The sequence below is a fragment of the Promicromonospora sp. NPDC050249 genome (assembly GCF_040656015.1).
GTDB lineage: Bacteria > Actinomycetota > Actinomycetes > Actinomycetales > Cellulomonadaceae > Promicromonospora.
In genome coordinates this window covers 1-22979 of the sequence record NZ_JBFAKY010000027.1, presented here as the reverse complement: position 1 = coordinate 22979, position 22979 = coordinate 1, and the positions used below count along the sequence as shown (strand labels likewise).

Annotated in this window: 21 protein-coding genes; 11 read left to right on the top strand and 10 right to left on the bottom strand. The window is 71.9% G+C overall.

Annotated elements, in window-relative coordinates; translation table 11 throughout:
- Window positions 1-30: 30 nt before the first annotated feature.
- Window positions 31-504 (bottom strand): helix-turn-helix domain-containing protein, encoded by a 474-nt coding sequence (locus AB0I32_RS20360; protein ID WP_357509307.1) that lies wholly within the window; start codon window positions 502-504, stop codon window positions 31-33.
- An 80-nt stretch (window positions 505-584) separates the two neighbouring features.
- Here AB0I32_RS20360 and AB0I32_RS20355 point away from each other — a divergent pair, with 80 nt between their 5' ends.
- The 5 genes from AB0I32_RS20355 to AB0I32_RS20335 all read left to right on the top strand — a co-directional run bounded on the left by AB0I32_RS20355 (window position 585) and on the right by AB0I32_RS20335 (window position 5280).
- Window positions 585-1862: an MFS transporter gene (locus AB0I32_RS20355; protein ID WP_357509305.1), complete on the top strand. Its 1278-nt coding sequence runs from the start codon at window positions 585-587 to the stop codon at window positions 1860-1862.
- Window positions 1859-2566: an SDR family oxidoreductase gene (locus AB0I32_RS20350; protein ID WP_357509303.1), complete on the top strand. Its 708-nt coding sequence runs from the start codon at window positions 1859-1861 to the stop codon at window positions 2564-2566. Before AB0I32_RS20355 ends, AB0I32_RS20350 begins: the two co-directional genes overlap by 4 nt.
- 103 nt (window positions 2567-2669) lie before the next feature.
- Window positions 2670-3350 carry a response regulator transcription factor gene (locus AB0I32_RS20345; protein WP_357509301.1) on the top strand — a complete coding sequence of 227 codons (681 nt, stop codon included), beginning with the start codon at window positions 2670-2672 and terminating at the stop codon, window positions 3348-3350.
- 22 nt (window positions 3351-3372) lie between these two features.
- On the top strand, window positions 3373-4497 hold the full coding sequence (locus AB0I32_RS20340; RefSeq protein WP_357509299.1) for a HAMP domain-containing sensor histidine kinase: 1125 nt from the start codon (window positions 3373-3375) through the stop codon (window positions 4495-4497).
- Between the two features lie 132 nt (window positions 4498-4629).
- Window positions 4630-5280: a M15 family metallopeptidase gene (locus AB0I32_RS20335; RefSeq protein ID WP_357509297.1), complete on the top strand. Its 651-nt coding sequence runs from the start codon at window positions 4630-4632 to the stop codon at window positions 5278-5280.
- A 23-nt stretch (window positions 5281-5303) separates the two neighbouring features.
- Here the strand turns inward: AB0I32_RS20335 and AB0I32_RS20330 are convergent, their stop codons facing one another.
- The 9 genes from AB0I32_RS20330 to AB0I32_RS20290 form a co-directional block, all read right to left on the bottom strand.
- Window positions 5304-8693 carry an SbcC/MukB-like Walker B domain-containing protein gene (locus AB0I32_RS20330; protein WP_357509294.1) on the bottom strand — a complete coding sequence of 1130 codons (3390 nt, stop codon included), beginning with the start codon at window positions 8691-8693 and terminating at the stop codon, window positions 5304-5306.
- Window positions 8690-9379: a DUF4194 domain-containing protein gene (locus tag AB0I32_RS20325; protein WP_357509292.1), complete on the bottom strand. Its 690-nt coding sequence runs from the start codon at window positions 9377-9379 to the stop codon at window positions 8690-8692. The genes AB0I32_RS20330 and AB0I32_RS20325 overlap by 4 nt, the downstream gene beginning before the upstream one ends.
- Window positions 9372-10934: a DUF3375 domain-containing protein gene (locus AB0I32_RS20320; protein ID WP_357509291.1), complete on the bottom strand. Its 1563-nt coding sequence runs from the start codon at window positions 10932-10934 to the stop codon at window positions 9372-9374. The genes AB0I32_RS20325 and AB0I32_RS20320 overlap by 8 nt, the downstream gene beginning before the upstream one ends.
- A 74-nt stretch (window positions 10935-11008) precedes the next feature.
- Window positions 11009-12061, bottom strand: a complete 1053-nt coding sequence (locus tag AB0I32_RS20315) for a DUF4037 domain-containing protein (RefSeq protein WP_357509289.1) — start codon at window positions 12059-12061, stop codon at window positions 11009-11011.
- An 81-nt stretch (window positions 12062-12142) separates the two neighbouring features.
- A complete protein-coding gene (locus AB0I32_RS20310; RefSeq protein WP_357509287.1) occupies window positions 12143-13564 on the bottom strand; it encodes a BadF/BadG/BcrA/BcrD ATPase family protein in 1422 nt (473 codons plus the stop codon).
- A 174-nt stretch (window positions 13565-13738) separates the two neighbouring features.
- Window positions 13739-14929: a zinc-dependent alcohol dehydrogenase gene (locus AB0I32_RS20305; protein ID WP_357509285.1), complete on the bottom strand. Its 1191-nt coding sequence runs from the start codon at window positions 14927-14929 to the stop codon at window positions 13739-13741.
- A gap of 350 nt (window positions 14930-15279) precedes the next feature.
- Window positions 15280-15654 carry an SHOCT domain-containing protein gene (locus tag AB0I32_RS20300; protein ID WP_357509283.1) on the bottom strand — a complete coding sequence of 125 codons (375 nt, stop codon included), beginning with the start codon at window positions 15652-15654 and terminating at the stop codon, window positions 15280-15282.
- A 208-nt stretch (window positions 15655-15862) separates the two neighbouring features.
- A complete protein-coding gene (locus AB0I32_RS20295) occupies window positions 15863-17146 on the bottom strand; it encodes an ABC transporter permease (protein WP_357509281.1) in 1284 nt (427 codons plus the stop codon).
- Window positions 17143-17838, bottom strand: a complete 696-nt coding sequence (locus AB0I32_RS20290; protein WP_357509279.1) for an ABC transporter ATP-binding protein — start codon at window positions 17836-17838, stop codon at window positions 17143-17145. The genes AB0I32_RS20295 and AB0I32_RS20290 overlap by 4 nt, the downstream gene beginning before the upstream one ends.
- Window positions 17839-18047: 209 nt before the next feature.
- Between AB0I32_RS20290 and AB0I32_RS20285 the strand changes: the two genes are divergently transcribed.
- The 6 genes from AB0I32_RS20285 to AB0I32_RS20260 all read left to right on the top strand — a co-directional run.
- Window positions 18048-19214: a histidine kinase gene (locus AB0I32_RS20285; RefSeq protein WP_357509277.1), complete on the top strand. Its 1167-nt coding sequence runs from the start codon at window positions 18048-18050 to the stop codon at window positions 19212-19214.
- A gap of 5 nt (window positions 19215-19219) precedes the next feature.
- Window positions 19220-19894: a response regulator transcription factor gene (locus AB0I32_RS20280; RefSeq protein ID WP_357509423.1), complete on the top strand. Its 675-nt coding sequence runs from the start codon at window positions 19220-19222 to the stop codon at window positions 19892-19894.
- 119 nt (window positions 19895-20013) lie between these two features.
- Window positions 20014-20574, top strand: coding sequence for a histidine kinase (locus AB0I32_RS20275; protein ID WP_357509275.1), 561 nt, complete (start codon window positions 20014-20016; stop codon window positions 20572-20574).
- A 92-nt stretch (window positions 20575-20666) separates the two neighbouring features.
- Window positions 20667-21509 (top strand): DUF4097 family beta strand repeat-containing protein, encoded by an 843-nt coding sequence (locus AB0I32_RS20270; RefSeq protein ID WP_357509273.1) that lies wholly within the window; start codon window positions 20667-20669, stop codon window positions 21507-21509.
- Window positions 21510-21654: 145 nt separating this feature from the next.
- On the top strand, window positions 21655-22494 hold the full coding sequence (locus AB0I32_RS20265; RefSeq protein WP_357509271.1) for an ATP-binding cassette domain-containing protein: 840 nt from the start codon (window positions 21655-21657) through the stop codon (window positions 22492-22494).
- An 11-nt stretch (window positions 22495-22505) separates the two neighbouring features.
- A partial coding sequence (locus tag AB0I32_RS20260) for an ABC transporter permease (protein ID WP_357509269.1) occupies window positions 22506-22979 on the top strand: 474 nt, incomplete at its 3' end.

Genomic DNA, 22979 nt, shown 5'->3' with positions numbered 1-22979 from the left:
TTTCGACAAGCTCAACCAGCGAAGGCGGGCTCAACCAGCGGCGGCGGTGAGCGCCCCCGGGCCCTTCACCACGGTCACGTCCTCGGGTGCCAGCTCCCGCCCGTCGTCGGTCAGGAAGACGACGCGCACCGGCTCCTCCGTGTCGCGGTCGACGTAGACCGTCGAGGGCCCGAAACCCGAGGGCCGGTGCACGTCGCCCCACGCGACGAACGCCGCCAGGATCGTCTTGAGCTCCGCCCCCGCCTCGGTGAGCACGTACTCCTCGCGCTGCCGCTGCCCCTCGTCCCGGTACGGCCGGCGCGCCAGCACCCCGCCCTCGACGAGGGTCTCCAGCCGGGCGGTCAGCACGTCGGGGGCGATGCCCAGGCGCGCGCGGAAGTCCGCGAACCGCGTCACCCCGAAGAAGGCCTCCCGGACGACGAGCAGCGTCCACTTCTCCCCCAGCACGTCCAGACTCCTGGCGATAGAGCAGCGGGCATTTCGTTCGCGGGGCGTTGTGCTCATGCCCACATCCTACCAATCTGAGTTGTCAATTCAAACTTAGGGTTGCTAGGTTGGCATTTCCAACTCAGATCGGAGTTCTGATGGCCTTCACCTGGGCGCCGCGGGGCAGCCGCTGGGCCGCGGCCTCTGCCGTGGCACTCGCACTCTGGGCCTCGGCCGCGCCGACGCTCGTCTACCCGGCGTACGCGGCCGAGTGGCACCTGACGACCGCCGTCACGACCACCGTGTTCGCCGCCTACCCCGTCGCGCTGATCGGCACGCTGCTCCTGCTCGGTGGGTTCGCGGAGACGGTGGGCAGCCGGAACGCGATCCTCGCCGGCCTCGGGTTCCTGGGGCTGGGCGCCGTCACCTTCCTGCTCGCGCCCAACCTGGCGCTCCTGCTCACCGGCCGCGCGCTCATGGGCGTCGGGGTGGGGCTCAGCCTGGGCCCGGCGACGAGCGTCATCGCGTCCGCGGGGCGCGACGGCGTCCGCGACCGCACCGGCGCCGTCACCGCCGGGGCGAGCTCGGTAGGCATCATCACGGCCCTGCTCGTCGGCGGTGCGACGGTGCAGTTCGGGCCCAGCCCGCTGCACTCCGCCTACGGCGTCCTGCTCGCGGGCGTCGTCGTCGCGGTGCTCGCCGTCTGGTTCCTGCCCCGCGCCGCCCTGCTTCGCTCCCCCGGCCCCGCACGTACCGCCGCGGGCCGGTGGCGCCCGCGCCGGCTGGCCGTGCCCCAGCGCCGGATGCCGTTCCTGGCGGGAACGTTCGGTGTCTCTGCCGCCTATGCGCTCGGCGCGATCTTCCTCGGCGTCGGCGCCCAGTTCGCGCGCGACACCGTGCGCTCCGACGACGCCTTCGTCAACGGCGTGGTGCTGGCGATCTCCGCCGCGGCGATCGGCGTCGTCGCACTCCTCGCGGGGCGGCTCAGGGCCGCGACGGCCCTCCGCCTCGGCGCGCTCGCCGCGGTCGTCGGGCAGGCGCTGATGATCGCCGCGGGAGCCACCCACTCGATGCCGTTCCTCGTCCTGTACTCACTGGTCGGCGGCGCCGGCTACAGCCTCCTCTTCTCCGGCGGCGTCACGCTCGTCACCCAGAGCGCGCTGCCCGAGCACCGGGCCGCGACGACGTCGTCGGCCTACCTGGTCGCCTACCTCGTCCAGGCCGTGGTCGCGCTCGGGGTGGGGGCCCTTGGCACCGCCGTCGACCTGCAGACCGCGCTGGTCGCGGGCAGCGCGACCGTCGTCGCGCTCACGCTCGCCGCCCTCCTCGCTGTCCGCTCCCGGGCGTCCGCGCCCGGTGCGGTCCCTGCCCTGCCCATCCCCTCGCAAGCCATCACCTCGCACGACAACCTCATGAAAGCGAGCTCGTCACGATGACTACCCTCAAGAACGCAGTGGTCCTGGTCACCGGTGCGAACGGCGGCCTCGGCCGCGCGTTCGTCGCCGAGGCTCTTCAGCGCGGTGCCACCAAGGTCTACGCCACCGCCCGCACGCCGCAGGAGTGGACCGACCCCCGCGTGGTAGCGCTGGCCCTCGACATCAACTCCCCCGAGTCGGTGGCCGCCGTGGCCGAGCAGGCCGCCGACACGACCGTCCTGATCAACAACGCGGGGATCTCCGACTCCGGGCAGCCGGTCCTGAGCACGCCGCTGGACGCCGTCCGCTCGGTGTTCGAGACCAACGTGTTCGCGCAGCTCGCGGTCACCCAGGCGTTCGCGCCGGTCCTGGCCCGGAACGACGGCGGCGGCGTCATCAACGTGCACTCCGCGCTCAGCTGGCTCGGCGTCGGCACCTACTCGGCGACGAAGGCCGCCTTCTGGTCCTTCAGCAACGCGCTGCGCGTGGAGCTGCTGGACCAGAAGACCCACCTGCTGGGCGCCCACCTCGGCTACACGGACACGCCGATGATCGCCGCCCTCGACGTGCCGAAGGAGGACCCGCGCGACATCGTCGCGGCGATCTACGACGGGCTGGAGGCCGGTGAGCCCGAGGTCCTGGCGGACGACACGAGCCGCCAGGTCAAGCAGGCGCTGTCCGGCCCGCTGTCGGCGCTGTACCCGCAGCTGCAGGCCGCCGGCTGACGCGCACGGCGGGGAGGCTCTCGCCCGACGCCGTCGCCGCGCCCTCGGTGCGACGGCGTCGGGCGTCCGGCCGCGTCCGGCGCCCACGGCCTAAGGTGCCGGTATGCGCGTGCTGATCGTGGAGGACGAGCCCTACCTCGCCGAGGCCGTCCGGGACGGACTGCGGCTGGAGGCCATCGCCGCCGACATCGCCGGAGACGGGGACTCCGCACTGGAGCTGCTCGGCGTCAACTCCTACGACCTCGCGGTCCTCGACCGCGACATCCCCGGCCCGTCCGGTGACGAGGTCGCCAGGCACATCGTCGCCTCCGGCAGCGGCATCCCGATCCTGATGCTGACCGCCGCCGACCGGATCGACGACAAGGCCTCGGGGTTCGAGCTCGGCGCCGACGACTACCTCACCAAGCCGTTCGAGCTCCGCGAGCTCGTGCTGCGGCTGCGGGCGCTCGACCGCAGGCGCGGGCACACCAGGCCCCCGGTCAGCGAGCTCGCGGGGCTCCGGCTGGACCCGTTCCGCCGGGAGGTCTACCGGGACGGCCGCTACGTCGCACTGACCAGGAAGCAGTTCGCCGTCCTCGAGGTGCTCGTCGCCGCGGAGGGCGGCGTCGTCAGCGCCGAGGAGCTGTTGGAGCGGGCCTGGGACGAGAACGCCGACCCGTTCACCAACGCGGTGCGCATCACCGTCTCGGCGCTGCGCAAGCGGCTCGGCGAACCCTGGATCATCGCCACGGTGCCCGGGGTCGGCTACCGCATCGACACCGGACCTGGCGCTGACCATGGATGAGCGGCCCGTGGATGCGCAGCCCATGAACAGGGCGCCCGGGATGAGCGTCCGCCTCAAGCTCACCCTCAGCTACGCCGGGTTCCTCATGGTCACCGGCGTCCTGCTGCTCGCGGTCGTGTGGGTGTTCCTGCTGCGCTACGTGCCCGAGCAGACCTACGCCCCCGGGAGCTCGGCACCTGGCGGACTCGGATCGGTGTTCATCCCCAACCAGGGCGACCTGGCGCGCGCCTTCTTCCCCCGGGCGATCGTGGCGCTCGCGTTGCTGCTGGTGCTCGGGCTCCTGGGCGGGTGGGTCCTCGCCGGCCGCATGCTCAGCCCGCTGCGGCGCATCACCCACGCCGCCCGCCGCACGACCGGTTCGCTGCCCCACCCGATCCGGCTCGAGGGCCGCCGGGACGAGTTCCGCGAGCTGGCCGACACGTTCGACGCCATGCTGGCGCGGCTCGAGGCGCACATCGCCGAACAGCAGAGATTCGCCGCCAACGCCTCCCACGAGCTGCGCACCCCGCTCGCGATCACCCAGACCCTCCTCGAGGTCGCCCGCAACGATCCGGCGCACGACGCCGACGAGCTGATCGACCGCCTCCGGTACGTCAACACGCGGGCGATCGACCTCACGGAGGCGCTGCTCGTGCTCAGCCGCGCCGACCAGGGGTCCTTCACCCGCGAGCCCGTGGACCTGTCCCTCGTCGCGGAGGAAGCCACGGAGACCCTTCTGCCCCTGGCGGAGAAGCACGGCCTCACCATCGAGACCTCCGGCGACGTCGCCCCCACCCTCGGCTCGTACGCGCTCCTGCTGCAGCTGACCACCAACCTCGTGCACAACGCGATAGTCCACAACCTTCCCGAGCACGGCAGCATATGGGTCACCACGAGCGTCCGTGCCGGAACGGTGGCGCTCACCGTCGAGAACACCGGGGAGCAGCTCCCACCGCAGCTGGTCTCGACCCTCACCGAACCGTTCCAGCGCGGCACCGGACGAGTGCGCGGCGACCATGCCGGGGTCGGCCTGGGGCTGGCGATCGTCCGGAGCATCGCCACCGCGCACGGCGGCACGCTAGCCCTCGCCGCCCGGGCGGACGGCGGGCTCCGGGTCACGGTCCAGCTGCCCGTCATGCAGACACCCGGAGCCGCCCTTCGGGTGTGACGGCGCCCGTTTCTGTGCCCGCTCCTGTGCCCGGTCCCGGGCCCTTTCCTGTGCGTGTCCTCGCCCGGTGTATCGCGCGCATATCGAAAAACGGAGACACCCTGGCAACGCCGTCCGCGATGGGCTGGGGACATGACTCGACAGGACCTCACCCAGCTCCCTCCGGCGCACGCGGGCGCCCCCGCCCGCAGCCGCTCCGGCGTCCGCCGGACGCCGGCAGTGCTCATGGTCGCGGCAGTGCTGCTGGCCGCCCTCTTCGGCGTCTATCCCCTGCTCGACCGCGTCGACTCGCCGGTCATCCAGGCGGTCGACGACGCGCTGGACCAGGGCACGTCGGCGTCCGGCCCCACCGGCGTGGACGGGGGCGAGATCCCCGACGGCGCGGCGACGCTCGACGATGACCTTCCCGCGATCACGGGCCTCGACCCGGCGCTCGCCGACGCCGTCCGCCAGGCCGCTGCCGACGCGGCGGCCGACGACATCGACTTCTGGATCACGAGCGGCTGGCGCAGCCCCGCCTACCAGCAGGAGCTGCTGGACGCGGCGGTCCGGAAGCACGGCAGCCTGGAGGCCGCCCGCCGCGAGGTCGCCACGCCCGAGGAGTCCAGGCACATCGGCGGCAAGGCCGTCGACATCGGGCCGACCGAGGCCGACTACTGGATGATCCAGCACAGCACCGACTACGGGCTGTGCCAGGTGTACGAGAACGAGATCTGGCACTACGAGCTGCTGACCGAACCGGGCGGCACCTGCCCGCCGATGCTGAAGGATGCGGCAGGCTGACCGCTGCCCCCTGCTGAACCCGGTCAGTCGGCGCCGGCGGTCATCACCTGACCAGCCGGCTCGGCCACGCCCGCCACCGCCTTCGTCCTGGACCGGCCCGAGGCGTCCTTGAGGACCACATACTTCATGTCGACGTGCGGTTCCAGTGCGCTGTACTTGTCGTTGGGCGCACCGATGATGAGCTGGAAGCCGAGCCCGCGCCAGGCGCCGACGGCCCGCCCCGTGAACCGTGCGTCGGCCTTGATGAGCGCCTCGTCGAGGAAGACCGGCGCGTACCGCGGCCGCTCCGCCCCGGCGTCGCCGAGCTGGTAGCGCAGGGCCGCGCCGACGATGAACGCGACGAGCTCCTGGGACTCACCGCCCGACTTCTCACCGATGCCGTCGTAGTGCGCCACGTGGTTGCCGTCCAGGTCGACCTTCTCGGCGCTGAGCCGCACGTGCCGCCGGACGTCGACAAGGTCGGCGAAGTCGGGCGCGTTCCGCCGGATCCGGTCGATCACCTTGGCCATCCGCAGGTACCGCCGCTCACGTTCGGCGTCCGTCGCCTCGCGGGTCAGCGACTCGCGCAGGTTGCGCAGCTCCTTGCGGAACGCGCCGACGACCGTGGACTGGTTGTCGCGCGCGTCGATCCGCAGGCGGTGCTCGTCGTCGGCGAACGGGAGGTTCGCGAGGATGTCGTTGACCGGGCCGATCCGCTCCTTGATCTCGCGGACCGAGCCGGCCAGCGCCCGGTACAGGTCGGTGAGGTCGTTCCCGGACAGGCGCAGGAGGCTGTTGCGCCAGTCCGTCTCGAGCTCGTGGAGCCCGCTGGTCTCCAGGTCCGTCAGGATCCGGTCGTAGTCGCCGAAGGACTCCTCAGGGTCGGTCCCCAGGTTCGGGTCGTGCCAGCGCTCGTGGAAGTTCTCGAAGGTCCGGCGCAGCGCGTCCCGGGCGGTGCCGAGCGCGGTCTGCGCGGCCTCCCGGTCCGCCTTGAGCCGTTCGGTGGCCTGCCGCAGCGCGCCGTCGAACGCCTCGAGCGCCGCGGCGGCGGCCGCACCACCGCTCGTGGCGTCGAGGTCGGCGGCCCGGAACAGCGCGTCGAGGTACTCACCCTGCTCCGGGCCGACGGCGACCTCGGCCGCCTCGGCGTCGTCGAGCGCCTGCTGGGCGGCGTCGACGTCGTCGGTGACGGCCGTCCAGCGCGCCTCCAACGCGTCGGCGCGGGCCGTCGTCCTGCCGAGGTCCTGGTTGAGGACATCGATCTGCTTCTCGAGCGTGCCTGACTGGTCCCGCAGGCGCGTGATCTCGGGGTTCCCCGCGGTGACCTCGTGGATGACCTGCGTCCAGCGGGACCGTTCGTCCTGGACCGCGGCGACGTCCACCTGGTCCCAGGTCAGGCCGCTGACCGTCCGGTACGCGGCGAGCTCGTCGTCGTGCCGGTTGAGACGCGCGTCGGCGTCCGCCACGCGGCGTTCGGCCTCGGCGAGCCGTTCGCGGGCCTTGCCGATGCGTTCGTCGAGGTCGGCCAGCGCGCGGCCGTTGGTGAAGCCCAGCACGTTGGACCTGAGGTTGCCGCCGTGCGCACCGCGGTGGCCCTCGGACTGCTGGCCCGACCGGGTGAGCGCCATCTTGTGCTGCCCCAGCTGCCCGGGGGTGTCCACGCAGACGTAGGCGAAGCGCTGCGCCAGCTCGTGCTTGAGCCAGCCGGCGAAAGGTCCGCCACGGACGTCGAGCCGGCCGGGGAGGGTCCGCTTGTCGAGGCCCAGCTCGTCGCGCATGCCGGTCGGCACGCCCTCGAACCGGATCCGGGTGGACGTCGGGACGGCGTCGATCGCCTTGCGGAAGGCCTGGATGCGCGCCGAGTCGATGAGCATCTTGGTCGCGAAGCCGCCCAGCGCGAGGTTGAACGCCCCGCGCCAGGGCTCGAACTCGGTGCGGACCTCCAGCAGCTCGCCCACGAAGGGCAGGTCCTCGGGGGTGAGCCCAGCGGCCTCGGCCAGCGTGGCGCGCGCCCGGTGCAGGTGGTCGGGGATGTTGCCGCGCCGTTCGGCGGTCGCCGACCGTTCGGCCTCGAGCTCCGCCAGCTCGGCCCGCGCGGCGTTCCGCGCCGACATCGCCTCACCGAACGTGTCGCGCGCGGCCTTCTTCGTGCCGACGTCGGCCAGGGCCGCACCGGCGCGCGCCGCCACCGCCGAGAACTCGGCCTCCGAACCCGCCTCCGCTTCCAGCACGCCCAGGGCGTCGTCCAGCCGTCCGCGGGCGCGCTCGACCTCGGCCAGCCGTGAGTCGACGCCCTTCAGCTCGCGCTGCGCGGTGGCCAGCCGGTCGCCGCCCGACGCGCGGAGGGTCTCCAGCACGCCGTCCAGCTCGGACTTCGCCGCGGTGATCCGGACCTTGGTCTCCTCGGCGCGCCCCAGCGCCGCGCGGTGCTCGGCCTGCAGGTCGTGCTCGACGGCGCGCAGCAGCCCGAGCCGCCGTCCGTTGCGCCACAGCGCCGCGGGTGACGCGGCGTCGGCGAAGGAACCGATCTCGTCGATGACCCGCAGCCGCTCGACCGCACCCTCGATGGCCGCGTGGTAGCCGCGGATCGGAGAGAGCGCGTTGACCTGCTGGCGGGCCGTGATCATCTGCTCACGGGTGCCGGCGAGCTTGTCGAAGTGCTCGACCACCTCGTCCGCCTTGGCCAGGGTCTCGGGCTCCTCGAGGACCATCGCCTTGTAGAGGGCGTCAACGGTGGTGATCTGCTGGCCTGCCTGGATGCGGCCGAGCAGCGCCACCGCCTTGTTGCCGTCGCCGGACGCACCGATGCCGAGCGTCGAGTGCAGGCGAGCCGTGAACTCCCGGTCGGTGTCGAAGCAGGTCAGCCCCGCCTCGGTGACCTCCGTACGGGCGAGCCGCTGGGCGGCCGCCCGCTCCAGGCCGCGCAGGTCGAAGGCGCCGTCGCACGTGGCGCGCAGCGGGACCACCTCTTCGAGGGTGCGCGCGGCGGACGGGACGTACCAGGCGCGGACGGCGGTGAAGCTCGTGCCGGACTGGTCCACCCACGTCATCGCGATCGCTGACCAGGTGTCCCGGCCGTCGCCCCGCAGCACCCGCTGACGGGTGCCGTCGTCGGTCCGGGACTCGTCGATCTTGCCGCGCGCGTAGGACAGGATGTTGCGCTGGTCCTTGCCGCGCGGCCGCCCGACGACGCTGCCGTTGGACGCGCCGTTGAACGGCGTGGTGTGCGGCATGAGGAGCGCGATGTAGGCGTCCATCAGCGTCGACTTGCCGGAGCCGGAGCCGCCGGAGAGCAGGGTCGCCGTCGTGGCCAGGCGCACCTGGTGGTAACCGTCGTAGCCACCCCAGTTGACCAGCTGGAGATCACGTGCGACCCACTGCTGCCCGGTCGACGCCGCGGGGATCATCCCGAACAGGGTGTCGATCATCGTCATCGCTGGTTCTCCTGGTTCTGCTGCTGGTTCTGCTGGTTCTGCGTACGCAGCCACTCCCGGAGCTCGCCGAGCCGCTCGTTGCTGAGCACGATCTCGACCAGCGGCGTGACGCGGAACCGACCCTCTGACTCCTCCTCGATGAGCCCTTCCTTCTCCAGCCGCCGGACGGCGGTGCGGATCTCCGTCTGCCGCGCGGCCAGGTTCTTGTCGTCGGGGTCGAAGAACGTCAGCACCGTCTGCTCGACCTCCTCGACGTCCACCCGGGCCGAGGACTCCCCCGCACCCTGCTCTCGCTGGAAGACCGTGCGCAGGTGGACCAGGACCAGCGTCTCGGCGCGCGTGTACGGGTCGTCCTTCAGCAGGATCGGGACGTCCAGCTCGGCGGGGCGGACCTGCTTCTTGTACGCGATCCCCCGGTCGTGGTCCACGACGAGGTGGATGAACAGGTCGTGCAGCCGGGACTCGATCAGCTGCTGGTTCTCCAGGAGGACCTTCCACTGGGCCCGGTTCCGGTCCGCGACGAGGAACCTGCCCCGCAGCAGCCGCACCAGCACCCGGCGCACCGCGGCGTCCAGCGTGCCGGAGTCGCCGGCGAACAGCCCTTCCGGGTCCTCCTCCATCGGCACCGGCTCGATGAACCCGCCGTCGGTCTCTGCAACGTGCTCCTCGACGGCGGTCTCACTCATCTTCATATTCCTTCGTGCGTCGTTCGGTGTCCTGCTGGATGTCTGACTTCGCGTCCGGCCCCGTCCGCACCGTGACGCCGCCGAAGGCGAACCGCCGCCGTGTGCCGTCGGGCCGGATCGCCTCGACGACCGCCACCTGGTCGGTCTCGGTCATGCCCTGGTGGTCCGCGAGCTCCAGCAGCCCCAGCAGGTCCACCGGCCGCCGGATCGCCGCGGGTGCGGCGCTGAACACCTCGGCGAGGTCGGCGCGGTGTTCGGTGTCGCCGTCGGCACCGGCCCCGCCCGCGAACGAGGCGAGGTGCTCGCGCAGCTCGGCGTAGTGGGGCCCGCCCCACTCGCGGGCGCCGTCCTCCAGGTCGGTGTCCGCGCCGTCGTCCGGTGCCTGCAGCGGGACCGGGGGTTGCGGCGGGCTCAGGTCGCTCGTCGACTGGCGCAGGTGCGCGACGTCCGCCACCGGCAGCCTGCGCAACGGGTCGACCTCCTGGCCGCGACGCGTCGTCGGCATCCACGCCTGGAAGCTGATCATGACCTCGCGCAGCAGCTCGTCGACCTGCCGGTCGCGCAGCGGGTCGTGGTTGCGCACCTGCGTGGTGATGACGTGGGAGGCCTGACGCTGGGCCTTGATCACCTCGGCGACGCCCTGCTCGATCCGCCGCCCGACGTCGCGCAGCTCGGTGCGCTGCTGTCCCGGCAGCCGCCCCGTGAAGCGGTGGCGCAGCACCGTGTCGAGCTGCAGCGACAGCTCGTCGATCCGCTGCGGGTCGCCGATCAGCCGCAGCGCCCCGGCGAAGGCCCTGCCCTCCGGCGTGGTCGTCATCACCTGCTCGCCGCGCTCCAGGTACTCGCGCAGCACGTCGCCGGAGGGCCGCTCGTCCTGGCGCAGCGCGGTCACCACGTCCCGCTGCATCGCCTTGATCGACTCCGCCACGCGCGCGAAGTCCGCCGGCAGCTCGCGCACCAGGTGCAGGACGTTCTCCGCCTCCTCCAGCAGCTCCTCGTCACCGACCTCGTCGACCTCCCCGCCCCGGTCGAGCCGCAGCAGCTCCGCCTGCAGCCGGTCTATCTGCGTCTGGAGGCGGGCCATCCGGACCGCCACGTCGGGGTCGGCGTCCTGCGCCAGCCGCTCCACGGCGTCCAGGAGGGTCCGGACCCGCGACTCCGAGACCCGCGCCCGGGCGCCACCGGCCCGGCCGGCCACCTCGAGCGCGCCGACCGCATGTGCCGAGAGCTGGTAGACCTCGACGTCCCCGTCGACGATCTGGCGCTTCAGCCAGCCGACGTCGGACCACTGCCTGCACAGCTCCCGCGCGCTGCCGAGCGGGATGGCGCGCGTGCCGTCGGCATTGAGCTCATAGCCCTGCGCCCGCAGCTGATCGAGCGCGTCGCCGATCTCGGTGTGCGCCTCCGCGACCGGGACCGTCGGACGCTCGGGCGTGAACACCAGGGACAGCAGCGACACGACGAGCGGCGCGTACCTGCGGTGGAGCAGGTCGAGCATCGGCTCCTGGAAGGCCCGGAGCGCGCCAAGGTACGCACTCTCTGCACGAGTAATCATCGCCGGTCAGAGTACGTCGGACCGGTGACATTTACCGTCCCGCCATCCACAGGCCGTCGTCCGCGGTCGGCTGCTCAGGACGAGGCGAGCCGCCGCCGCGCGCCGGGGTCGGTGAGCGTCCCGACGTCGTCCACCCACTGCTCGACTCCCCCGCGCTGCGCCAGCGCCCGCACCTCCGGGTCCGTGACCGCCGCGCGCAGCACCCCCGCGACGTCCCGCAGGCCGGTGAAGGGCCTGTCGTAGAAAGGCTCGCAGGCCGCCCCGTCCAGCGCGGGCAGGCCGACGGCGCGCTGCCGCTCGTGCAGCACCTCGCACGCCGCGTGCAGGGCCGCTTCCCGCTCCTGCCAGGTCGCCGCCGCGAGCGCCCCCGCCAGGGGTCCGCCCGCGGACGGCGCGACGGGCAGCCGCGCGAACAGCGTCCCCGCCCACTTGGGGTAGGGCGGCCAGCGCCGCTCCAGCAGGAAGCCGAGCCGGACGAGCGCCGTGACCAGCCGCGCCGCGATCAACCGTGAGCCGAGGTCGTCCCCGCGCTGCCCGGTGCGGCCCACGAACGGCAGCTCCTGCGCGATCCGCGTCCAGTCCGCCGCGAGGACGTGCAGCCACACGTCGTGGGGGTACCAGGTGAGCCGCTCGCGCAGCGCGGTGATCTCGCCGGACGTGTCCTCGAACACCGGCCCGGCAGTGACCTCCAGCACCGACTGGCCGGTGAGCGACAGCCAGTCGGCGATGCGCAGCGCGCTGATCTCGCCGCTGCCTTCGTCTCTGTTCTCGCCGCCGACAAGGTCGAGGCCGGTACGCGACCGCACGAACTGCGCCGGCGCAGCGGTCTCGACCCGGTGCCGGACGGTCATGTCCCAGGTGAGCGGGAAGGCCGTCGGCAATCCCCGAAAGGATGCCGGGAGCGACGCGGTCAGCACCTGGTCGACCTCGTCGATCCGGTCCGCCGGGACCAGCAGGGTCAGCCGCAACCCCCAGTCGTGGTCGCGGGACGTCTCGTCGTCGAGCCCCAGCACGTCCGAGCCGGTGCCGAGCCGCCCGGCCGCGCGCGGCACGTCGGGCAGCTTGCGGTCGAGGATCGGGCGGACGACGTCGGCCCAGTAGGCGCGGGCGAGCTCGGTTCCGGACATGCCGCCAACCTAGGAGCGGTGCCAGGAGCGGTCCAGGTGAATCCGCCGACGAAGGGCCGGATCTACCGTCAGCGTTCCGGCTCAGTGCACGTTCGCCGTGACCATCCGCGCCGTCAGGCAGGTCCAGCCGCCGACGTAGATGCGGTCGCCGTCGGACAGCCAGCGCCGCTCCCCCGACCGCAGCGGTTCCGCCGGGACGGGTTCGCCGCGCGGAGCGACGTAGGTTCCGTTGGCCGAGCCGAGGTCGATCACGCTCCAGCCGCCGTCGACCCAGCTGATCTCGCAGTGCCTGCGGGACACGCCGGTGTCCTCGCACACGATGTCCGGCACGACGCCGCGGCTGCGCGACGCCCGGCCGACCACGAGGCGCGCTCCGGTCAGCGGCACGACGGCGGCGGTGGGTGTCGCCGGTCCCACGACGTCTTCCAGCAGCTGGTCGGCGGACCATTCGAAGTCGGACCGGATCTCGACGGCCCAGGCGGCGGGCTCGCTCTCCGCGCGCGGCGGCCGGACGACCGGGAGCGCCACGCGCGGCATGGTGATGGAGTCTTCCAGCCAGTCCGAGGCACCGATCCGGACCGCCAGCAGGGGCACGTGCTCCCGGACGACGGCTGGGTGGGCGGCCAGCATCCTTGCCAGGCTCAGCGCGCCGTCGAGCGGCAGCCCGGCGCTCGGCTGCACGCGGACGTCGTCGCGCTTCTCCAGGAGCTGCTGGAGCACCATCGACCGGAACGACGGCGCATGCATCAGGAGCTTCCCCGTGGTGACCGCGACCGGCTCGACGCCGGGGTGGCTCAGCACCGCGCACAGCCCGTCCGCCAGGGACCGGGCCGCCTCGTCGAGGATCTCGCGGCACGCCACGTCGCCGCGGCTGGCCGCCTGGATGACCTGCGGCGCGAACCCGGCGAACAGGGAGACGTCAGTGACCGTCGTCCACTGCTCGCGCCGGCCGAAGTGCCGCTCGGCGGACTGGACCAGGCCGGGCGACGCGCCCATCTTGCGACCGTCCATCGACCGCGCCGCGGCGTCGAGCCCGCGCCGGCCGATCCAGGCGCCGCCGCCGTTGTCGCCCACGTGCGGCCCCATGCCGTCCGCGAGGTGCCACCTGCCGACGTCGTCGCAGGCCACGGCCACGGCGCCGGTCCCGACGGCGAGCGTGGCACCCGGTCCGGGACCGAGGGCGCCCAGGTGGGCCGTCACCGCATCGCTCGACACCGCTGTCGAGTCGGTGCGCAGCTCCTCGGCCAGGATGTCGTGCACGCGGTTCGGGTCAAGGCTCCCCGACTGCGTCTGCGACCGGAACCCCCGCATCCCGACGGCGGCGGCAGCGACCCGGGGCCGCCCGCCGAACTCGGCCGCGAAGTCGCGGCAGAGGCCTCGCACCACGTCAGGCACCGTCGAGCGCCCGTTCACGATGGTCGCGGGCGGGCCCGTGAGCTCGTAGACCCCGCCGGGCCGTCCGTTGTCGACCCGCAGGCGCGACCCCGTCCCGCCGATGTCCACACCAGCTACCCCGGCGTCTGCTCCGGGGATCTCAGCTCTATGTTGTTGTCCAGTGACCATCGGCACCGGGTCATAGTGCCTCGATATCACCCGGTCCGCTATGCGTGGAGTGTCATACGCAGAGCGAGCGGACCAGGGTAAGGACATGCCTGACGGTCCCCTCGCCCGGGCCGCTCAGGCCACCGGGTCGAGCACCACCTTCACGCAGCCGTCGTCCTTGCGCTGGAACATGGCGTAGGCCTCGGCGGCGCGTTCGAGCGGCCAGCGGTGGGTCCGCAGGTCGAGCGCACCGAGGGGGTCGGCGGGGTCGGCCACGAGCCGCAGCAGCTCGTCGGTCCAGCGCCGGACGTTCGCCTGTCCCTGCCGGATCGTCACCTGCTTGTCGAACAGCCGCAGCATCGGCAGCGGGTCCCGCACGCCGCCGTACACGCCGGAGAGGGAGATGACGCCGCCCCTGCGCACCAGGTCGATCGCCGCGTACAGCGCGGCGAGCCGGTCCGTGCCCGCGCGCTCCATCAGCGGCTTGCCGACGGCGTCCGGCAGGAAGCTCGCGGCCTTCTGCATCGTCTCGGCGACCGGCGAGCCGTGCGCCTCCATACCGACGGCGTCGATCACCGCGTCCGGCCCGCGTCCCTCGGTGAGGTCGCGGACGGCGGCCAGGACGTCGTCGCGCTCGGAGTCGAGGACCCTGACGCCGTGCCTGGCCGCCATCGCCAGCCGCTCCGGTACCAGGTCAACACCGACGACGAGCCCGGCACCGCGGTGGGCGGCCACGCGGGCCGCCATCTGGCCGATCGGCCCGAGGCCAAGCACGACCACCGACCCGCCGTCGGGCACCTGTGCGTACTCGACCGCCTGCCACGCGGTGGGCAGCACGTCCGAGAGGTACAGGTACCGCTCGTCGGGCGCGCCGTCGTCCGGCACGACGACGGGACCGTACTGCGCCTGCGGCACCCGCAGGTACTCCGCCTGGCCGCCCGGTACCTGCCCGTAGAGCTTGGTGTAGCCGAACAGCGCTGCCCCGCTGTCCTCGGTGGTGACCTGCGTGGTCTCGCACTGCGACTGCAGACCGTGCGCGCACATCCAGCACTGCCCGCAGGCGATCCCGAACGGGACCACCACGCGGTCGCCGACACGGAGGTTCCCCGCCAGCGGGCCGACCTCCTCGACGACGCCCATGGCCTCGTGCCCGAGCACGTCACCGGAGTCGAGGAAGACGCCCAGCACGCTGTACAGGTGCAGGTCGGAGCCGCAGATGGCGGTCGACGTCACGCGGACGATCGCATCGTTCGGCTCCTCGATCCGCGGGTCCGGGACCGTCTCGACGCTGACGTGCTCCCGGCCTTGCCACGTGAGTGCTCTCATCGTCCGCTCCTCAGGTCTGTGTCGTGGGTCCGTGTCGTCAGTCCGTCCACGCTGGCACCGCCCGGCCCCACCCGCATCCCTGCCCGTGCCGGCGGGCGGGCCTGCGGCAACCGCCACACCGGATGCTGCGCCGGTGCACGTCGGTCTGAAGCTGTTGCGGCCATACCCGAGGCACATCACCCGGAACGGATGATGTGCCAGATCCCCACTGCGGCAACCAGCACCGAATCATCGTGATCGGGTGACATGGGCAGCGGAGGCTTCGGGGAATGCCGGCGCTTCTCGCGCGATCGCCGCGTTCCTCTTCGGCCGAGCACCCCGACGGTGCGCAGCGTGGTGAGCCGGGCCGGTCAGGCCAGCGCCTTCGTCTTGAGCCGCTCGAACTCCGCCGGCGTGATGGTGCCGGCGTCGAGGAGGGTCTTGGCGCTCGCGATCTGGTCGGCGGGCGCGGCGGAGGCCACATCGCGGATGTAGTTCTCGGTGTCGCGACGTGCCTCGGTGACCGCTTCGCCCTGTCGGCGGGCCATGCCGCGGCCACGCGCGATCAGGTAGACGAGGGCGGTCAGCACGGGCAGGAAGATGAGGAAGAGCATCCACAGTGCCTTCCACCACCCGGAGAGCTCCCGGTCGCGGAACAGGTCCCCGACGATCTGGAAGAGCACCATGAGGTATGCCAGGAAGAAGAAGCTGTAGATCATCAACCAGAAGAAATCCCAGAAGTCCATGATCCGCCCTACTCTCGATGTTCCTCGAAGAGGCCCGGTCCTTGACTGTGCTCATGAGCACGGACCGAGATCCCGAAAGTAAGCAGTTGTCCAATGCACCCGCCTCGCACAAATCGGGTGACCCGGCCCCATTCCCGCCGCCAAGTGCCGGCTGTCTGTCGATCCGAGGAGCTGGGATCGACAAACAGCCGGCACACAGCGTGAGCGGCTACTCGTAGCGGAGGGACGAGATCGGGTCCTGGCGTGCCGCGCGCAGGGCCGGCAGGGTGCCCGCCAGGAACGCGATGGCCATGACCCCCAGCACCACCGTCGCGATGCTCACCGGATCGAAGGCGATGAGGGTCAGCCCCGGCAGGTCCGCCAGGAGGTCTCCCGCCACACCGTTCACGAGTTGCCCGGCGCCGACCGCGCCGAGGACCCCCAGCGCGCTGCCCACCAGCCCGATCACGACCGCCTCGATGCTGAAGAGGGAGAAGACGCGGCCGCTGGAGAGCCCCATGGCCTTCATGAGCCCGACCTCGCGGGTCCGCTCCTGCACCGCCATGAACAGCGTGTTGATGATGCCGATACCGGCTGCGACCAGCGCGATCACCGCGAACCCGTTGAGCACGAGCACGATGCCGTCGATGACGGCGGTGATCGTGCCGAGCTGGTCCTCCAGCGTGCTGCCCGTGAAGCCGGCGTCGGCCAGGCGGTCCTGGAGGGCCTCCGTCTCCGTCGCGCCCCCGGAGGTGTCGAACGAGACCGAGGCCTGCGCGTAGCGGGTGGTCTCCGCCTCGGGCGCCCCGGTCGTCTGCAGGTCGTAGAGCTCCTGCGTGAGGACGTCGTTCGGGATCGCGCCGCCCATGGTGATCACGCCCGGCTCGGCGATGCCGACGACCGTCGTCTCGGTGGTCACCTGTGCGCCCGTGGCATCCGTGACGGCAAGGACGACGGTCTGCCCGACGGCGTCGGCCGCGGAGCCCAGGTCCAGCGGCTCCAGATAGCTCTCGGGCAGCACGAGCTCGGGTTCGGCGGCGTCGAGGTCGACCTGGTCGCCGGCCGCGAGCTCGAGGCGCATGCCCGGCACGAACTCGGCGACGGACAGCTGGTACTTCGTCCCGTCGTCGTGCTGGACGTAGTCCACGAACACACTCTTGCTCGGCTCGACGCTCTCCACCCCGTCGATGCCGGCGATCGTGTCGATGTCGGCGTCGGTCAGGGCGCTGGCCGTCTGGCCTGGCGGGCCGTTCTCCACCTCGATCTGGTTCGGGTCGTACTCGGCGGGGCCCTCTGCGGGCTCCTCGTCGCTTGCCTTGGTCACCGTCATGACGTCGTCGACGCCGACCGAGGCGACCGTGTCGTCGATGTACTGGTTGATGCCGGTGCCCAGGCCGTTGGTCAGGGACAGCGTGAACGCCCCGATGAAGATCGCCAGGACGGTGAGGCTGGTGCGCAGCCTGGATCGGAAAGCGTTCCGGAACGCGGTGGAGACTATGTCGACGCCCCTCATGCCGCCACCGCCTCGCGCGCGGCGATCAGGCCGTCACGGATGAAGATGCTGCGGTCGCAGCGGGAGGCCAGGTCCTCGTCGTGCGTGACGACCACCAGGTTGATGCCCCGCCTGCGGTTGAGGTCGAAGAGGATGTCCTCGACGACGGCGCCCGTCGCGGTGTCCAGGTTCCCGGTCGGCTCGTCGGCGAAGATCACGCGCGGCTCGTTGATCAGCGCCCGCGCGATGACCACGCGCTGCTTCTGACCGCCGGACAGGTCGTTCGCCTTGTTGTCGGCCTTGTCGTCGAGCTCGAGCTGCGCCAGTGCCGCCATCCCGCGGGCGAGGCGCTCGCGGCGGGCCACGCCGGCGATCTTCAGCGGCAGGGTCACGTTGTCGAGCACGCTCGCCTGGGCGTTGAGGAAGAACTGCTGGAACACGAACCCGAAGGCGCTGTTGCGGGTCTGGTTGAGCTGCTTGGCGGAGAGCTTCGACGTGTCCGTCCCGTCGAGCGTGATGCTGCCCGACGTCGGCCGGTCGAGCAGCGCCAGCAGATGCATGAGCGTCGACTTACCCGAGCCGCTCTTGCCGATGATCGCCAGGGACTCACCCTCGGCGATGTCCAGGTCCAGGCCCCTGAGCGCCTCGAAGGCGCTGGGGCCGGAGCCGTAGGTCTTGTGCAGGTTGCTGACGGAGAGCAGTGGGGAGACCACGTCGGCCGCCTCTCTCGTGGTGCCGGAGTTGTTGACGGGACCAACTCTCGGCGACGGCGCCCCCGTGCGAATCGCCCTGACGATGACTCTTGAGTACCGCGCTGGTAGTACTCCCCCGTACCCCCTGGGCGGGACGCGCGCACCCGCCGGGTACGGGATGCTTGGCGGAGCGCCGCCGGCGAGCGGCGGACGGCGGACAGGGGGACGGGATGCTGCGAGACGACGACGTGCAGCTCGGCCACACCCACCGGATCCCCGCGTGGGCCGGTCACGTCGCGGCGTCCTTCGCGGTACTGCTGGCGAGCCCGCTCCCGGTCGAGGAGGACCGGATGCCGGAGTGGCAGGCCGGCCTGTTCGCCATCGCACTGGTGGCGGCCGTGCTGCTCCTGCTGCGCCGACGGCGGCCGGTCCTGACCGTCGCGACGACGGTGGCCCTCGTGTGGCTCAGCGTGCCGAGCGGTCTGTTCAACCCCGGCGTCGTCCTCGCCGCCGCGATCGCGACGTTCACCGCGAGCCGCGCGCTGACCCGGCGGCAGGCCCTGTGGCTGACCCTTCCCACCGCCGTCGTCGTCGCGATCGCGGGCGCCGTGGCCGTCGGCCGCGGCGGCATGCAGTACCTGCTGTTCATCCTGCTGTTCGGCGCGCTGGGCGACCTGGTCCGCGTGCAGCACGAGCAGTTCATGGCGATCACGGAACGCGCGGAGCGCGCGGAGGCGACACGGGAGGCCCTCGCTAACCAGCGCGTCGCCGAGGACCGGCTCGCGATCGCCCGCGACCTGCACGACGCCGTCGCGCACCAGATCGCGGTCATCAACCTGCACGCGGGCGTCGCGGGCTCCGCCCTGCGCGAGCGGCCCGACGACGCCGAGCACTCGCTCGCCGTCATCCGCCAGGCCTCGCGGACCGTGCTCACCCAGATCGGCGACCTGCTCGCCACGCTGCGTGACCCCGGCTCGCCGGGCGCTGGGCCAGGCGCTGTACCGGTCGGCCTGGCCCAGCTCGACGACATCCTGCGGCAGTTCCGCGGGCACGGTCTCGACGTCACGGTGCGCAGGCTCGGCGAGGCGCGCGAGCTGCCCGCCGCGGTCGACGTCGTCGCGCTGCGGGTCATCCAGGAGGCGCTCACCAACGCCCACAAGCACGGCGTCGAGCACCGCGCGCACGTCGTGCTCGAGTACCTGCCGGACCGGCTGCACGTCACGGTGGTCAACCCCGTCCCCGCGCGGGTCACGGGCGCCGCCGCAGGGCACGGCCTCGTCGGTGCGCGCGAGCGCGTCGAGGCCGTCCGCGGCACGCTCACGCACGGCAGGGCCGGCGTCGGCTCGTGGGCGCTGGACGCGGACCTGCCCACCCCCGTACCAGGGAGCCACCCGTGATCTCCATGCCTGAGATCTCCGTGCTCATCGCCGACGACCAGGCGTTGATCCGCTCGGCGATCGCCGACCTGATCACGCACAGCGACGGCCTGACCACCGCCGGGGAGGCAGCAGACGGGTACGAGGCGATCGCGCTGGCCCGTGAGCGCCGTCCGGACCTCGTGCTGATGGACATCCGGATGCCCGGCCTGGACGGTATCGCCGCGACGCGCGAGATCTGCGCGGACCCGGACCTCGTGGCGGTCCGGGTGCTCGTGCTGACCACGTTCGAGGAGGACGAGTACATCGTCGGCGCACTGCGCGCCGGTGCGAGCGGCTTCATCGGCAAGGGAGCGGAGCGGGACGACATCGCTGCCGCGATCCGGGCGGTCCACCGGGGTGATGCCCTGCTGTCCCCCGTCGCCACCCGGACGCTGATCGACAGGTACGTGCGGTCCGAACGGCTGCACACCAGCGAGCCGTCGCGAGCGTTGCACGACCTGACCGAACGCGAGTCGGAGGTCCTGGCGCTCGTCGGCACCGGCCGCTCCAACGCCGACATCGCGGAGCTGCTGGCGATCTCGCCGCACACCGCCAAGACCCACGTGAACCGGGTCATGACGAAGCTGAATGCGCACGACCGCGCGCAGCTCGTCATCGCAGCGTATGAGAACGGGCTGGTCCAGCCGGGCGGTCGCTGAGGCGTCACACCGTCCTGGCCTGCGGCTTTACCCCCGTGACACCATGTGACACCGCTTTGGTGTCGCGGATGACGCCATAGCTCTTGCACTGACACCACCAGTGGTGTCATAGTGGGGTCATGGACCTCACGAGATATGTCGACGAGCTGCAGCGCCAGCTCTCCACCGCGGCCGCCGCGGGCGGGGAAGAGGTGCGCGAGATCGCCGGCCGGCTGACCGCCCCGCTCGACGCCGCCGCACGGCTCGTCCTGCTCGAGGCCCTGTCCGCCGCGGCCGGCGAGATCTCCGCGGAGCTTGCACCCGGCTCGGTCGACGTCCGGTTGCGCGGCGGCGAGCCCGAGTTCGTCGTGGCAGCACCCGCGGCGACCGTGCCCTCCTCCGTGCCCACCTCCGTCACCCCGGCCGTCGCCGAGCACGCTGCGACGTCACCCGCCTCCGCCAGTCTGGCGGGCACTGCTGCTGCCGACGCCGACGCGGGCGCCACCACGCGCACCACCCTGCGCCTGCCCGACCACCTCAAGACGCAGGCCGAGGCGGCCGCCGCCCGTGACGGCGTCTCGGTCAACACCTGGCTGGTGCGCGCGGTCGCCGCCGCGCTCGACCAGCCCACCGGGCGCCCTGCCCCGCAGCCCGGCCCCGGGCTGCCGAGCGGGAACCGCCTCACCGGCTGGGTGCGCTGACCCACCCTCGCGACACCACTCCGACACCACTTCTCTCGCAGCCCGCCCGCTGCCCCCTCACCTTGCCGCCCTTGTCCTCACCTGGAGCCGTCATGCCCACTTTCCCCGCCCCCAGCCCCGTCCCGGTCGTCGTGGACGTGCCCTTCGGCAACCTGCACGTGGTCGCCTCCGAGCGCGACGACGTCGTCGTGACCGTCCTGCCCGCCGACCCCGCCAAGTCGGGCTCGGTGCGCGCCGCCGAGGAGACCCGCGTCCAGCGTGACGGCGACGCCGTCACGATCATCTACCCGTCTTCCTGGAAGCAGTACGTCCTTCCGTTCGCAGCCGGCGGCGCGCAGGTCAACATCGAGCTGCCGATCGGCTCGCACCTCAGCGGCAAGGCCGGCTCGCTCTACTCCGAGGGCCGGCTCGGCCACGTCGACCTCAGCCTGAACGGCGGCGACGTCCGGATCGACGAGGCAGCCCGCATCGACCTCAAGGTCTCCGCCGGGTCCGTCGTCGTCGGCCGCGCCACGGGACCCACCTCCATGAAGGTGGGCGCCGGGGGCGTCCGCATCACGGAGTTCTCCGGCGAGGGCACCGTCCGCGCCAGCAACGGGACGACGACCGTCGGCTCCGTGACGGGAACGCTGGACGTCGTCGGGGCGCACGCCGAGATCACGGTGGGCCGCGTCCACGGCACTCTCTGCGTGAAGTCGGCACATGCCGGCATCCGCGTCGACCGGGTCGAGTCGGGCAGCGTCACGCTCACCACGTCCTACGGCTCGATCGAGGTCGACGTGCCAGAGGGCACCGCCGCCTGGCTCGACATCGCCTCGGAGCACGGCACCGTCCGCAACCAGCTCACCCCCACGGACGGCCCCGTCGAGAACGAGGCCACGGCGGAGATCCACGCCAGCACGGGCTGGGGCGACGTCATCGTCCGGAGGCCCTGAGGCTCCCCGAACTTCTCTGCGAACCGGCCAGGCGTGAGCCCCGCCTGACCTGAAGCCCGGACCAGCGTCGTCGGCCCGAGAAAGAACCCGAACCACCTTCCTGGCTACCCCCTACCCAAGAACCGTTCCCCAGAAAGGGAAGAACATGAGCACGCACACCGAGCGGAGCCGCGAGCCCGCGATCCGAGTGCAGAACGTCGAGAAGTCGTACAAGGAACTGCATGTCCTGAAGGGCGTGGACCTCCAGGTCGAGCGCGGCAGCATCTTCGCCCTGCTCGGCTCCAACGGCGCCGGCAAGACCACGGTCGTCAAGATCCTGTCGACCCTGCTCAAGGCCGACTCCGGCACCGCGAGCGTGAACGGGTTCGACGTCGCCACGCAGGCCGCCGACGTGCGCGAGTCGATCAGCCTGACCGGTCAGTTCGCCGCCGTCGACGAGGTCCTCACCGGGCGGGAGAACCTGGTCCTGGTCGCCAAGCTGCGGCACCTGGCCAACCCCGGCAAGATCGCCGACGACCTCCTGGCCCGGTTCTCGCTCACGGAGGCCGGTGGGCGCAAGGCCGCCACCTACTCGGGCGGGATGCGGCGCCGGCTGGACATCTCGATGAGCCTGATCGGCAACCCGCCGATCATCTTCCTCGACGAGCCCACCACCGGGCTCGACCCGCAGGCCCGCATCGAGGTGTGGGAAGCCGTCAAGGAGCTCGCCCGGAACGGTACGACGGTGCTGCTGACCACGCAGTACCTCGACGAGGCGGAGCAGCTCGCCGACCGGATCGCGATCCTGCACCAGGGCCGCATCATCGTCGACGGAACGCTCGCCGAGCTCAAGGCGCTGCTGCCGCCGGCCAAGGTCGAGTACGTCGAGAAGCAGCCGACCCTCGAGGACGTGTTCTTCGCCGTCGTCGGCGACAGCACTCGCGACACCAGCGCCGGCGACCCGGCCAGCAGCCCCGTCAGCAGCCCCGTCAGCACGGACAAGTGAGGAACGAGACCATGAGCAAGCACTTCTTCGGCGACACCGCCGTCCTGACCGGCCGGTCCCTGAGTCACATCCTCCGCAGCCCCAACACCATCATCACCACCGCGGTCACCCCGATCGCCATGATGCTGCTGTTCGTCTTCGTCTTCGGGGGCGCGATCGAGACCGGTACCGACAACTACGTCAACTACCTGCTGCCCGGCATCCTGCTCATCACCATCGCCTCGGGCATCGCGTACACCGCCTACCGGCTGTTCCTGGACCTCCAGGGCGGCATCTTCGAACGCTTCCAGTCCATGCCCATCGCCCGGTCCTCGGTCCTGTGGGCGCACGTGCTGACCTCGCTGGTCGCCAACATCGTCTCGGTGCTGGTCGTCGTCCTGGTCGGCCTCCTGATGGGCTTCCGCTCCGGCGCGGGTGTGCTGGCCTGGCTGGGGGTCGCGGGCATCCTGGTCCTGTTCACCCTGGCCCTGACCTGGCTCGCGGTC